Below are 13,598 nucleotides of genomic sequence, written 5' to 3'. Positions count from 1 at the left end.
GTGCTGCCGCGATAGTTCGCGGGGCGAGCATCGAAGGGCGACTGTGCCATGATGCACTCCTGAATTAGGGCCAGATCGAGAGATCAGCTCCCGAAACGGCAAGAAATCAACTTGGTATACCTATGTATATCGGGTCAATATGACGTGAACGAAAGGGGTTGGCGCATTTTGTTACTTCCAGCGCGAAAAAAGTTTCCGCGCGTGATCCGAAAACAGCGCAATTCGCACATTGTCCTGGATGGCATGCGATTACGGAGATTGTTCCACGCGCCGGATCGCCCGCCCCAGCGTTGCACGGGAGACCCCCAGCCGACGCGCCGCTTCCGCCAGGCTCACATCGTCCTGCGCAATGAGGCGATGCGCTTCCAATACGGTTTCCAGATCAATCACAGGCGGACGACCCAGCCTCTTGCCCCTGCGGCGGGCCGCATCCAGCCCGGCCTGCGTGTTCTCGGCGATGATATCGCGCTGGAACTCGGCAAAGGCGCTGAACAGGTGATAGACCAGCTTGCCGCCGGGCGTGGCCGTATTGATCCCCTCGCTCAACGAGCAGAAGTGAATGCCCTCCCGCTCGAAGCGGACCAGCAGATCGGCGAGATGCAACACGGAGCGGCCCAGGCGGTCGAGCTTGAAGACCACGACAGTATCTCCGGCCTTCAGCTGTCCCAGCATGGCATCGAGACCGCTGCGGCTGGCCTTTGCCCCGGAGACCCCGTGATCCTCGTAGATCGCATGACAGGCGACGGCCTTGAGGGCATCGCGCTGCATCCGTAGCTTCTGGTCCTTCGTGGAGACACGGGCATAGCCGATGCGCTGCCCCGAAGTTTCGATGATGGGCCAGACCGTCATGGTGCACCGCCTTTCCGCTGCTCAGAAACGAACCTTTCTGAGCCGGGCGGTGGCGTTGGGTCTGCGGCGAGAGAAGAGCCCTGCGAACAGCAGAGTTCTGCCACATCAATATACAAAATTCGAATAATCATAGTAAACTGCCTTCGTGATCAAAATCCTTCGATTATGATCCCATCCAGACAGCTTCTGATGAAGGCGCTTTTCGGAATAGCGCTGACTTATCCCCAGCTTGTTCAAGCCGACGACTTTACCAGTGCAAGTGTTCTGAGCTGGGAGGACAGCGCACAGGACTCCTTCTTTCGCACTTCGATTGTCATGACGAACATCGTTGCCTCCCAGACGGGTCAGCACGACCACATCATGACCTGCATAAACGGGTGGTATGAAACGCAAGCTCTGCAGGCCGAGCGTCACCAGCAGATCCGCACTGTCATGGCTCAATACCCGGACCTGCATCCGCAGGCGATCATTCTAGCCGTGATCCAGGATGCCTGCGGCAGCTTTGGAGAAGAATGAAAATCAGAGCTTTGGAATATCGAGCGCGGCGGTTGGCATCGCCGTCTCCGGCACGTCGGCTTCGAACGCCGCCATCTCGCGGCCGATGGACGGCGGCATATCCTCGCGAATGACGCGATTGATCTCTTCCAACTCCTCCAGATCCGGAGGATTGCCCTCATCGCTCAGGCGGTCCCGCGCATGGCCGAGCACATCTACCTGGTAGTGGAGAATACGATCGTATGCGGCCTGTGCAGTCTCCGATGCATCCCGGACAGCCTCAAAGCTTTCATAGCGGGGCGCTCCGTCCGGCCATGACACCGCGTCTGCGGAGATGTCCTCCAGCACAGCCCCAGCTTCATCACGCACACGCCCTTGCGCATCGAGAAAGACAACCGTGCCGTCTTCCAGACGTGCAGCATTGGCGAGAAGGGTGTCCAGCGCCTCTTTCGCCTCGATACGGCGCGTATCCGCCTGTGCCAACGCGGTTTCGGTCGCGGCTTCGGCCTTGACCAACAAATCCATGGTGTCGCGATACAGCGCGGCATATTCCGCATTCTTGGCCAGTATGAGTTGAAGCGCGGTCTGCTCGTGTGAGCGCTCGCGCTCCTTGCGTTGCTGCTCTGCCGCATTCCGTGCGGCTTCCGCAAAGAAGCGGCTCAGGCGGCCAACCTCCCGCCCTGCAATCTCATTCTGTAGATCATCGTGATCTACAGCAGCCTTAGCGTCACGCGCCAACTTATCACTGTCATAATTATCCATGGTGGAATTATAACAGAAATTTATTAATTAATTCTAAATCAGGGTTGGGCAACCCTGGATTCATATCTTGCGATGGGTTGAGAATTAATTTTCGCGCTCTCTGCGCAAAGCTTTTTTGGTTGCATGATAATCGATTGTAATTTTGGCGAGCTGCCTAGAGTTGTATTGGGGTACAACCGCAATCGTTTCCCCTTTCTCTCCCGACCATTGGCGGGCAACGCGCTCCCACTGTTTAAATAACCGCTTATTTTTCTTTACATACCTCAGAACACCGACTGCGGCGACTGAACAGTTCCAGACATTTATGAAATGACCTTCATGCCACTGCCTATACATCTCCTCATCGATAATCTTTTTATTAATCCCAATGGCGATAAGCTCGAAGCTATTGAGGTAAGTTATTACAAAAATACCATCCTGCAGCTCTCTTCTCAAGAGCTCTGTATCCTTTGAGATATCTCTAAGATTCTCTACCTCCTCATTGAGTCTTTCCTTCTTATCTACGTCTACATGCTCAATTTGAAGGGCTTTTCTCTCTAGGCTAGATGCAATGGTTTTGAGAAGTATGATCGCAATTACGGCTGCAAGATCTTCATCATATTCTATGTCGCCGTTTCCTTTGTATTGTGACCACGCGCTTCGGGCTTTTATAAATTCTCTATCAAGCTCTGAGTTATTTATAACTCTGAGAGTCTCCTGGAGACGCGCTGTTCTTCGCGCGCTTTCCATATTGAACATGGCAAGTGTACCGGCTGTAATTGCGGAAAATAATATAACTATTGGAGTAATATTATCAGATATTCTGAGATAGGCTTGCTTTGGTAGGTGTCTTAAAATAGCATAATCAACTGCTGCGTAAGACAAGACTAAAAAGGTTGTAGCTCCAATTGAAACTAGTAGTGCAACAGCAAATTCCTTTCTGGAGATTGTAAGCAACTTCATTCTCCCAAGGTGTAGAATAAATAAAAACAGCTCCGCGAGCGGAGCTGTTTTCTAGACTACTTCTTAAAGAAGATCAAGTGCTGTGTGGCGCGATCTACTTCACGGACCAGTGCCTTCCAAAAGACATGGGGCAGGTCCTGTTCCCTCCGCGTCTGCGGGCAGCATATCCAACGCACTCGAGAGAGGCGCAGGACCGGTACCTTCGCGGAAAATTTTTGTTAGCGCATGCATACTTGCACTCCTTTCATAAGCAGATATGCGACACCGCCGCGCCGAATGACATATCTAACCGAGGTTAAGATTTGCTCTCTAGAATTCGCGGGACAAGTTATTAATGCGCGACATCACGCGAATGTGAGCTACCCTACCACTATGAACTGAGTGAGGTGCGATGTCAAGAGAGGGGCATTTTTAGCTTTCGTACAACCAATTGAATCGGTGGCAGAAAATCACTCCGAAGTCGCTGATCGCTCTTTCGTTCCGCTGGACATGTTAAGCGGGACGGTACCGGTGCATCTGGTGTGAGCTGGCTTGCCGAGCCTTCTATCTATTCGTCATCTAGCACGGACCTCACTGTTTAGACCTGACACCATCGCCTGTAGCTTATTGGGGTGACTTTTTTCATGTACAATGTGCGCATCGCCCCAAGGGTTTAACCGAAATGCATATAACATGGTACGCTTCTTGACAGAGCCGGTTGCTACTGCAGTGAGCTTGATCAAGCGATCAGGAAATCATCCAGAGCCTTGCCGCTGGCGAGACCGTCCTTGATCCAGTCCGGCTGACGACCGCGCCCGCTCCAGGTCTTGGAGGGGTTTTCAGGATGTTGGTATTTCGGAGGCAGCGGCTGCTTGCGGCCCTTTGCGGGCTTCTCCTCGCTGACCAGGTCCGAGAGATTGAAGCCATGCTCTTTTGCCGCCGCTGCGATAGCGGCCAAGGCGTCTTCCCGCTTTCGTTTCTCGAAGCTCACAATCGCGGCCTGCACGTCCTTTTCCAGCTGCTTCAGCTCCTCCAGCGAGAGCTTTTCCAGATCGATCTTCGCCATGCCTCATGTCCCTTTTTGCATGTAGTCCCCAAAGCCCTATACGGCATCATTGAGTCCGGGGAAAGGCGGCGCTTTGAAACGCATTTCCGGTGACCGCAATTCCGCTTGAAACCGGATCCAGAAACATGGTTTCATCAGTGCATACGAACGTATGTTCCATCTCTGCAAATCAGCGATAAGCGCGAAGGCAAGATGTGCGTTGTAATACAACGCATCTTGGCAAGGGGTCCCGCTGCGCGCCCCCGTTGCATCCCTCCGGCCTTTGGCGCTGTCAGGGCATTCAGCCCGCTCCAGAGCCAACAGATCGTATCGCCGATCAACCACTCGCGAGAAGACTTCGCTCTCCCCTGCACCCCATCGATCAAGTAGCGTTCCTGCCCCCTGGACCCAAGACCACGTCGTGGAGACCAACCTTGCGCAGATTGGATGCGCGCCATGTCATGGAGACGCCTTCAGCGGGACCAGGAAGGGAGCACGTCGGAGTTGCCCTTGCCTTGGAGCCATCCCATCGACCAGGGATGTGTCACACCCCTTGGCACCCCGACCAAGCCATGGAGGCCAACCCTCCGCGGATTGGATGCCGCCAGCGTATCGACGCTGAACCCGATCCAGCTGTATCAGCTTATCTGATTTGGTAAGCCCCGATCAATCGGCGCGACGCTGAGCGTACCTGGTCTCTAGAAATGAATCGACGTCTTGAGAATCGCTGGTGTATTAGCTTTCGAACAGTCAAGCTGTGTTTACAAGCAATGTCCGAGGATTAACCATAGGAAGAGCATTCGCTCGCGGCGTAGAGTGCACAAGCGTAGCGAAGGAGCGAATTTCCGATGTATCTAAAGTGTCTCACCGTCTCGGTACTGCTCGCTGCGCAAAGCGTATATGCCGAAGCACCAGCCGTTCTCCAGCCCCCAGACGATAATACGCTCCTCGAAGTCATTCTGGTTTCCGGGGTCAAGCTCGGTATCCCGCGTCATAAACTTGTGCAACCGACACCTCCCGAACTTGAGACAACAGGTATTTTGGACCGGGTGGGTCTCATTCTCAATCGATCCACCTTCGACGAACTGGATATTGCCCCCGAACTACCCGGAAACGTGATTTTGAGGATCTACGGTCATGACGGGCCTCTCCGCGTCCGAGATTCCAACCGGCGGGTGGCAGATATTTTTCGTAATAAAGGATCATACTGTTCTTGGGACGAAACGGAACTCATCGAAAAATGTTATGGATGCTCGATCGATCAAGATAATTCATTGTATTGTGATCGCCCGCTGAATAATAGAGAAGTCCCCCTTTCCGATTTGCCGTACTTCATAACATTCCATGGCGAATCTTCCCAGGACACTAATGGAGTTAATTTACTATTTTATTGTGTGAATATAGCATTTGCCATATCAAATCCAAATCGTCGATCGTGTGATACAGACTACCAGATTGCCCCCGGCGTCTACCTTGACTATCGACTCTCTGTAGACCTTGGCCAAGAATTATATTTGGCTGAGATTGACCGAATTATTAGGCGATCCATAGAGGGTTATATATCCCCTTAAACTATTCGAAAACGAAGGAGAATTCAAAGTGAGCTCTAACAATTTCGAGCGCGGATATGGCGGATATACTTTCTCACAAGAAGAGCTGAGTTACTTACGGGACCTTCGAGACGACGCGCTCGTTATCGCCGCAAGTTCAAATGTTTCGTCTATTGACCCTGAAAATGATCTAAAAACAGATCAATACCGCCTCTTCGTCAATTTTGAGGCTGACCCTAGTGTTTCCGGGCTATTTCAAGTGGGCCTCGTTGCCCCAATTTACGACGAAATCTTGCAGATGATCAGTGATGGTTTTGATCCGGCTCCAGGGGTCGATCCAGGTTCATTTACGTGGATTACTGGCGCAAGTGATGTGAATCGCAACAGCAATGATCAGGGGGAATTCATACAAGAATTTACGAAGATTCAGTACCAGCTATATGGGGGAGAGGGGAACGCTGTTGAGGTAGCTCAGCAGGCATCTAACGGCATTGGTTTCAATCTCATTAACGACGTTCTGAGCAATGGCACGCTTCCAGATCTGATGGGGCTTGGTATTGCTGATGCAGGAGCGGTCGCCTCAACAGTTTTTGATATTGACGGGGATGGTTCTGGCAACTTTGCACCTTGGGCTGGAACCCTCCTTTTTCCTTTTCTAGGTATAACAGATTATTACCAGAATTGGCTTCTTCCTAACCCGAACGATGACACTGTTTCAGGGACTTTTACATCAAGTGGGCAATCAGACAGCTTTGTATTTAAGGAAGATGCTGGTTCTTACGACCTTATTGCAATGATGTATGCTGCTCAAGCTGCTGCTATAAGCGCCTTTATAGACCCAGATATCGAAGATCTCATTAGTCAGTATTTCACTGGTCAGATTGACCGACTAGACATAGATCAGTCCGCACTTGTCGATCAGACAAATTCCTGGTTCTCAGTTTTCTACAATCTCTTGCCCAACACATTCAAGCCCGGCAATCAAACTGTTTTTGCGCCACTAGGTATGGCACTATCTCCAATTGGATCTGCTTTCGTTGGGATAAACAGTGATAAAGAATCTTTATTCGACGACCTCACATATGTTCGCTCTGTCAATCCAAGCACCATTTACCATCTCGGAAAGGGGAATGATGTATTCCGACTGAATGACCTGACGTCCAGAAGAGCCTCGGATTTGCTCGTAGATGGTGGCTCTGGAGATGATACTTTCTCGTATGAGAATTTTATCAGCTCCGATCGAGCCTTGGGTATCAATATTTTTTTCAGGGAGCTCGACGAGAGTGCCTTCTATGACTTTGGTATCTTTGTAGCTACCGGTGAAGACACAGAAGCTAGTGAACCGGGCGAACTTCCTTGGGGTGATTATTTATATGGTTTCGAGGATTTGATCTTAACAGAATATAATGATGTCATTCAGTTGTCCGATGTACCTCAGCTAAGCAGTCCGCGGATATCGATCGATGCAGGCATGCAAGGTGATCCCGCTTCTGGGGCGGGTGATCTGCTCGACCTATCTTCAATATCGACCCTCCAGGGAAATGAGCTCTCCAATGAGATTTCTTTAATTGATGGTTATTTTGGATTTAAGAATTTCTTAGCGAAAAATATCGAATCATTGATTGCTACGTCCGCGAATGATTTCATAGAAATTGTCGGAGACTTTCGATATCTAGATGCTGGCGCGGGTGATGATTATATTTATTCCGATTGGTATGCTCTGAATTCCGTAATCGATGGTGGTGATGGATATGATTATTATGATATCACCGGCGACGAGTTCTTTTTTCACTGGAATGTACTTTCACTAACGCGAGACTATGATTTCTGGTCGGGCGGTGCCAGTGAATTATATCGTGATTTCTACTGGGATGATGATTATTATCTAATTGGTGGTGCTGATGAGCTTGTAAGGGGTGTTGAGCATTTTGTTGCTGAAGAATTTTCTTTTGTGCTCAATGATCCTGGTGGTACAAGGTCACTATTTATCGGAGATAATTTCATTAAGGTGCAAGGCCTGGAGCCTCTTTATTTCAGCGGGGAGCTTATAGTTATAAATAATTTATCGCATAGTAATGATTTTTACAATTTCAATGAGACGCACGACATCAGCATTATGGATGATGCCGGTGGGGACGATTACTATGTATTCGATGGCATTGATGACGTAACGGGGGAATGGACGGGTGGTATTTCAAGGCTTACCGACGAAAGCGGTGAAGATCGCTACAGTCTCGTTTCTGGAATCTATTCAATAGTCGATAAAGATGGCCGCGGTGACATTGTAGTGGGGGGCTTGAATCTCAACATGATTGAAACTGACAAATCATTTACTGAGATAACCTTTTTGAATGGAAAAGCTCAAGTTGGCTTAGGTGCAACTGGCCAATCGTTACAAGTTAACATCTTTTCGGGCGATCCAAGCGGATATGAGCAGGTTGGGTATTTTTCATTCTGGGGTTGGGAGAGTGGTGATTTTGGAATTCATATGGGTCCCGATAATGAGCCTCCGTTGGAGAGAAACGAAACATTCGAATTTGGTTCAGAGGCGCAGCTAGATTTGGCTGCCTCTGATGCGATAATCGGTTTTGATACGATTGACGAATTCTTGATCGAGAAAGTTGATATGACTCACTTAGACTTTAATGATGGAGCTAATGGGCTGAATGTTTTTTCTACTCTTGATTATGTCGAGCAGCCAGACGAGATGGTTTTTTGAATACGACATAGTATCTGATCCTTGTGTCGATAAGACGCATAATTAGGCCAAAATGAAGAAGAGGAGGAATTACGCCTCCTCCTCTTCTTCGGATCATGGTTTGAGTGACATTGGCTCCGCCTGCATCGTCTCCATGTAAGCGAGCGAATTGCGCCGTTGAGTCGTGTCCGTGCTGACGCTTTGAGCGTAGATTTGATGGCGTGGCGCTTGATCTGCCGATGCAGAACAAGCGGCACCTCGGCGCCGAAGGCAACAAGATGAAACACGTCCTTGCCAATATACACGTCGAAAGCGGCGATCTATGGTAAGTTTTTCTTAAATCTGAAGCTCATACTTGTCTCTCATCTGACTGTACGACAAACTTTTGCAAAGTTTTTCACACGTGAAATGGCAAGCATATTCGAGGAAGAGGCAATGCCGTTGGAAAAACGAGGTGTTGAAGTAGACGCGAAGTCCAGATTGCGTCTACTCATCAACGTTCGAGGTGATATCGACGCCGGGGCTGCAGCGGGTTGCGCAGGGTGCGCTGTTCTACAAGTTCTCGATTGAAGACACCTTCTCGCGGACCATCTTCTACGGCGGATAGACCGCTTCGTGATGGCCACCACCGTCCAGAAGCTCCACAGGCTCGCTATGACTTGCCGACGCCGACGCGGCAGGGGCAAGCGGCCCAATTTGAGCGCCGATCTTACCGCGCTACAGCATCGACTTCTTCGTCGGCATGGGCGGCAGAGCGGCCATTCGCTGCAGTGCCGAACAAACCAGTGGGCTAAACGCAAACGGACATCCGCAAGTGTCATCGTATCTTCGAGCAGCAGCAATGCGCGATGTTTGCTCACTGTCCGGAGGCAGCTTCAACCTGCGCTTCGTAAACTCCCATCAGAAAGTGGCCCCTCAGCCATCCGGCGACGTAGTTAGTAACTTCTGGATCATCAGCTAGCCGAGCGAACAAGTTCAAAATATCTTTGAGCTGAATGTCCTCGAAGCGGATGAGATTTGTCAGTATCTGCCCCGTGGCCTTTGATGCTTTCTGGCGCAGTCGACCTCTGGCAAATGCCAGCGAGGCGAACGCTGCTGCGGTCTTGACATGACTCCTGACATCTCCGCCGGCTCGGCCGAAGTAATCGGCGACCTGTACGAAGCGCATCAAGCCGTCGCTGTCATCGATCTCCAGCATTTTGAGCAGCATTGGTGCGGTGAGCTCGATGTAGGAGTGGCGCAAAGCAGCGAGCGTAAGAAGGGCTTCAGCCCTATCTTCGTCCGTGATCAAGCGACGATTGCGTAGATGCTCCAGTAAGGCGTCTAAACCGAATGCCTCTGTTTCCATCACCCCCGCCGCAACTTGCCTTAGGCGCAGGTCCGCGCTGAGCACAGTTGCACCTTCGCGCCGCGCCACGCTCAGTGTGTCAAACTGTGTTCCGAGAAACTCGGGCAATTGCCGGAGCTCAGCGGATATGTCAACCGGAGCTTCGATTCCTAGTACCGAAGCGTTTTTCCTAATGTCCGCAACCACGTCCGTAAGATCGGCCGCCTGAGCCTCAATGACCTCGGCCGAGTGATGAATAGGTACCAATTCATCGTCTTCAGCACTGGCGGTGAGACGCCCATCCTCGTGATTTCCCAAGTCTTCAATCTTCACAGCGATCTCGTCCAAGAGTGACGCTGGTGCGATCACACGTTGAAAGGCCTGGGCAGTTGCGCTGAGAAGCCCGAGTTTGCTAAGAACCCACGCGGTGTAAGTGTCTAACACGACGCCCTTTTCTTCAGCGCGCGCTGCATGAACGATCTCAACACGTGCATCTTGGGCCATGCCGGTTGCGCTGAAGACCTGTTGCCCGCTTTGCGCTAGATGAAGCGCGAAATCGATTGCGTCCCCACCGCCTGCCGAGGCAACAGCCGCAAGCGGCATCGAGTTCTCGCGATAGAGCTTTTCGACCCTGTCAATTTGTGCGCGGCGCGCCTTAACGCTCTCAAGAATTGGCGTAAGGTCGTTGTCCACAATCGTGAGGGTATAGAATGAGCCGTTCTCTGGGAAACGGTCCTGAATCGAGCGCGACAGATCATGAAACAGGTGCAGATATTTGGACTTAACCTCTTCAACGCGCCAGCGAAAACGGCTTGGGCCGCTTTCCGTTTCGAACTCATCGCCGACCTGCAATCCAAGCGTTCTAGCTACAATCTGGTGATCTTCAGCAAGGTGACTTGGCAGATTTTCTGACTCAGAATCGATGACAAATTGCATGGGGTCTCCGCTCTCGCGAGACAAGCGAACGAAGCTACCAGGCGCGACCGTCGCACTTTCGGGCAAAGGCGGTGCTTTGGAGCCGAAAGCGTCCCCTAGCACCAGCCCGACATAGGACAGGCAAACCCCTAGGTCGTGCTGATTGCGAACTGCGATTTCATAGGCGTGGTCCAGTGCATCACTTAGACCACTACGCCACATCAACTGCGCAAGATCCATCTGGTCCCTAAGTCTGCCGGTCAGCTGAGCCAGTTCCACATCCGCAAGTAGACTCTCCGCTTGCGCGGCCTTGCCAGCTCTAGTGTCCTTCCCCCCTAGAACTGGGCCATTACATTGGCCGCGAGAGGGGGATTGGGCATGGCGAGGAAGCGACATTCAGACGAAGACATCTTGAAGCTGCTGCGTGAGATCGAGCTGAAGCTGACGGCGGGCGATGACGTGGCCACTGCATGCCGCGGCGTCGGGATCAGCGACGCGACATACTACAACTGGCGGAAACGGTTTGGCGGGATGGGCCGGTCGCAGCTGTCGGAGATGAAGAGTTTGGAGAAAGAGAACGCCCGACTGAAGAAGATCGTCGCCGAGCTCGAACTGGACAAGCTCATACTCAAGGAAAGCCTGAACCACCTAAAGCCCAGGGCCTGACCACAGAGGAGCTTCGTCAGGCCGTCCTTCACACACGCCAGAAGCTTGCCACGTCTGAGCGGCGGACCTGCCGGGTGATTGGCCTGGCGCGGAGCTCCCTGCAATATCAGCCAACACAGAGAGACGATGATGCGCTACGGTTGGCTCTGATCCGGTTGGCGAAGCAGTACGGGCGATATGGCTACCGCAAGATCACGGAGCTGCTTCACATGGAAGGCTGGCGGGTCAATCACAAGAAGGTCGAGCGGCTCTGGCGTGAGGAAGGATTGCAGCTTCCGCAGCGGCACAAAAAGCGCAAGCGGCTCTACCACAAGGGCAGCTCGATCATCCGGCTTCGGCCCACGCACCCGAACCATGTTTGGGCAATAGACTTCGTGCATGACAAGCTCAGCAATGGGCGCAGTTACAAGATGCTGACGGTTCTCGACGAGTTCACGCGGCAGGCCTTGGCTGTTGTGGTCCGCACCAAGATGGGTGCCGACGAAGTTCTCGAAGCACTCTATCCGCTCCTGCTGCGCCACGGTTCCCCGGAGTATATCCGGTCCGATAACGGACCCGAGTTCGCAGCAGAGGCGATGCAGGGCTGGCTTCGGCGTGTTGGGATCAAGCCCATCCGCATCTACCCAGGATCACCCTGGGAGAACGGATACAACGAGCGCTTCAATGGGACATTACGGCGAGAGGTTCTCAATGCGGAGTGGTTCACGACGACCAAGCAAGCTCAGATCGTCATCAATCACTGGCTCAGGCAGTACAATCACACCCGACCGCATCAGGCACTCAACATGCGCCCACCCGTTCCTGAAACAATATTAGAGAAACCCCTGATCAGTGGCCCAGACACAGGGGGCTAGACAGTGCTTCGCTGGCAAATGTACCCTTTTCAGGCGGCTCAATTTTCTTGGGTTTGCCTGCTGTTTCCTGTGGAGCTGGCACAGGAAGACCGTCCTGCTCAATCACCGCGGGTAGGTTTTGAGCCTCAGGGAGCTTGGCGGCTTCATGATCGGGTTTCGTGTCACTTCGGTCGTTCACGCGTCTCAAACCAGCTTTGCAAAAGTATATATGATGACGACGCGGCCTACATCAGAAAGTGGTCTCGACCGACAGTCCTTGAGTCCCTAGTCTACCAAGGGAGGCTTTGGGACGTCGTGCTTCCCTGACTCCGCTTCGTCAGACAATCTGTTCGCTATTTCTCTTAGAAGATCTGCAACGGCCGCGTCAGCGGCTCTGTCCTGTTCTGTCGCGGCCTCCTGCATCTCATTCGTGCGCTGCACCTGAGCTGCCATTTCATCGAAGGACTGCCGCATCTGCCGGACTGCTTCAGCGTTTTCGCGCACCGCTGCATCATCATCTACTAGTCTATCCTCGATGTTTAGGGCCACGGTCATGAAGAACATCAAGATGTTAATAATGGTGGTAAGTGTCACCATCCGTCGATTGAAGCGGGCTTCTGTCTTGGCGTCAGATGCGCTTTCTCGATACTCCGCTAGCATAGCCTCTTGCGCCGCAATGCTACGGGCCAACAAGCTTTCGATGGCGTCGGTCAAGCCCGATGGGAACATGGCGTCCCGCACGGCCTGAGCAGCAGTCAGCGCCTCCATGTGTCCGCTGAGCGATGAAGTGATTGCGCGCATTTGGGCGTCGTAATCCGATACCAAACCAAGTGACTGATACACGTTTGCTGCGCCGAATGCATCTGCCATGCGTTCGATGCCTAACGATTCCTTTATATCCAAACGTGGCAATACCATCGCCTGAATCGATTGGTGGGTATCAGCTATGGCTCCACTTCGAATGTCAGCGAAGGTACCGATAGGTTCCAGATAAAGAGCATGCTGTCTGCGCATTTCTTCCGCCAGTCGGGACGTAGCGGTGAGACCGTAGACGTCGCCCCACGGCTCGGGTAGAGCGGTAACAGCCTCCAAGGCACTCTGGATCGCAGAGGTATGTGCGGCGTAATCAGGCAAGCCCGCGAGCGCAGATGTATGTGCTTGAATGTCGGGTAGAAGATCGCGCATCCGTTCTCGAGCCGCAAACATCCCAGAGAGGACGCCACGATCTGTGATCGTGTCGAATTGGTCTTGGATGCTTCCAAGCCCGCTAGCATTGATTGCGTCCTGCAAGTTGTTGGCGAAACGCTTGGCTTCCTCGACCGAACTCAGTCCGCCGATACCTCGCATAGCATCTGCCATGACAGTCGTACCTTCCGCTAATTCTTTGAACTGTTCCTTTAGTCGCACATCCGCTGCCGAGCGCTCTTCATCGCTCATTTCTACGTTTAACTTTGAAATGTCGAAACCCTTGGGCCTCTCATCGTCGGCATCATCTTCGCTCATCGTATATATCTTGCCTTCATCGTGCCGCCATCCA

Annotated in this window: 9 protein-coding genes; 3 read left to right on the top strand and 6 right to left on the bottom strand. The window is 52.1% G+C overall.

The annotated features are described in order from the left end of the window. Window positions 1–249 precede the first annotated feature (249 nt). Window positions 250–849 carry a recombinase family protein gene (locus tag I0K15_RS02935; RefSeq protein ID WP_196103955.1) on the bottom strand — a complete coding sequence of 200 codons (600 nt, stop codon included), beginning with the start codon at window positions 847–849 and terminating at the stop codon, window positions 250–252. Window positions 850–1,038: 189 nt separating this feature from the next. Here I0K15_RS02935 and I0K15_RS02930 point away from each other — a divergent pair, with 189 nt between their 5' ends. Next, on the top strand, window positions 1,039–1,365 hold the full coding sequence (locus I0K15_RS02930) for a hypothetical protein (RefSeq protein WP_196103954.1): 327 nt from the start codon (window positions 1,039–1,041) through the stop codon (window positions 1,363–1,365). Between the two features lie 3 nt (window positions 1,366–1,368). Here I0K15_RS02930 and I0K15_RS02925 read toward each other — a convergent pair whose 3' ends face one another. The 3 genes from I0K15_RS02925 to I0K15_RS02915 all read right to left on the bottom strand — a co-directional run bounded on the left by I0K15_RS02925 (window position 1,369) and on the right by I0K15_RS02915 (window position 4,093). After that, window positions 1,369–2,106, bottom strand: coding sequence for a hypothetical protein (locus I0K15_RS02925; RefSeq protein WP_196103953.1), 738 nt, complete (start codon window positions 2,104–2,106; stop codon window positions 1,369–1,371). Between the two features lie 84 nt (window positions 2,107–2,190). After that, window positions 2,191–3,042, bottom strand: a complete 852-nt coding sequence (locus I0K15_RS02920; protein ID WP_196103952.1) for a DUF4760 domain-containing protein — start codon at window positions 3,040–3,042, stop codon at window positions 2,191–2,193. A 724-nt stretch (window positions 3,043–3,766) separates the two neighbouring features. Next, window positions 3,767–4,093 (bottom strand): H-NS histone family protein, encoded by a 327-nt coding sequence (locus tag I0K15_RS02915; protein WP_196103951.1) that lies wholly within the window; start codon window positions 4,091–4,093, stop codon window positions 3,767–3,769. Window positions 4,094–5,671: 1,578 nt separating this feature from the next. Between I0K15_RS02915 and I0K15_RS02910 the strand changes: the two genes are divergently transcribed. Beyond that, the gene (locus tag I0K15_RS02910) at window positions 5,672–8,341 is read left to right on the top strand and encodes a hypothetical protein (protein WP_196103950.1); all 2,670 of its coding nucleotides are present in this window, start codon (window positions 5,672–5,674) and stop codon (window positions 8,339–8,341) included. An 835-nt stretch (window positions 8,342–9,176) separates the two neighbouring features. Here the strand turns inward: I0K15_RS02910 and I0K15_RS02905 are convergent. Continuing rightward, window positions 9,177–10,583 (bottom strand): PIN domain-containing protein, encoded by a 1,407-nt coding sequence (locus tag I0K15_RS02905; protein WP_196103949.1) that lies wholly within the window; start codon window positions 10,581–10,583, stop codon window positions 9,177–9,179. A gap of 357 nt (window positions 10,584–10,940) precedes the next feature. Here I0K15_RS02905 and I0K15_RS02900 point away from each other — a divergent pair. Further along, a protein-coding gene (locus I0K15_RS02900; protein ID WP_422393987.1) for an IS3 family transposase occupies window positions 10,941–12,082 on the top strand; the annotation gives its coding sequence in 2 pieces (ribosomal slippage) (window positions 10,941–11,201 and window positions 11,204–12,082; 1,140 coding nt in all). Between the two features lie 264 nt (window positions 12,083–12,346). On the opposite strand, the gene I0K15_RS02895 is transcribed toward I0K15_RS02900, so the two are convergent. After that, complete coding sequence (locus tag I0K15_RS02895; RefSeq protein WP_196103948.1) at window positions 12,347–13,564, bottom strand: hypothetical protein; 1,218 nt, start codon at window positions 13,562–13,564, stop codon at window positions 12,347–12,349. Between the last annotated feature and the right edge of the window lie 34 nt (window positions 13,565–13,598).

Origin of the sequence: Pontivivens ytuae, from assembly GCF_015679265.1 — a bacterium.
Classification (GTDB): Bacteria; Pseudomonadota; Alphaproteobacteria; order Rhodobacterales; family Rhodobacteraceae; genus Pontivivens; species Pontivivens ytuae.
The sequence above is the reverse complement of the archived record's forward strand: the minus strand, read 5'-3'. Positions and strand labels throughout refer to the sequence as shown.

Bases quoted from the DNA above. Each gene is read 5' to 3' on its own strand.
- I0K15_RS02925 (WP_196103953.1), bottom strand. From the start codon at position 2,106: ATGGATAATTATGACAGTGATAAGTTGGCGCGTGACGCTAAGGCTGCT.
- I0K15_RS02930 (WP_196103954.1), top strand. From the start codon at position 1,039: ATGAAGGCGCTTTTCGGAATAGCGCTGACTTATCCCCAGCTTGTTCAA.
- I0K15_RS02905 (WP_196103949.1), bottom strand. From the start codon at position 10,583: ATGCAATTTGTCATCGATTCTGAGTCAGAAAATCTGCCAAGTCACCTT.
- I0K15_RS02895 (WP_196103948.1), bottom strand. From the start codon at position 13,564: ATGAGCGAAGATGATGCCGACGATGAGAGGCCCAAGGGTTTCGACATT.
- I0K15_RS02935 (WP_196103955.1), bottom strand. From the start codon at position 849: ATGACGGTCTGGCCCATCATCGAAACTTCGGGGCAGCGCATCGGCTAT.
- I0K15_RS02915 (WP_196103951.1), bottom strand. From the start codon at position 4,093: ATGGCGAAGATCGATCTGGAAAAGCTCTCGCTGGAGGAGCTGAAGCAG.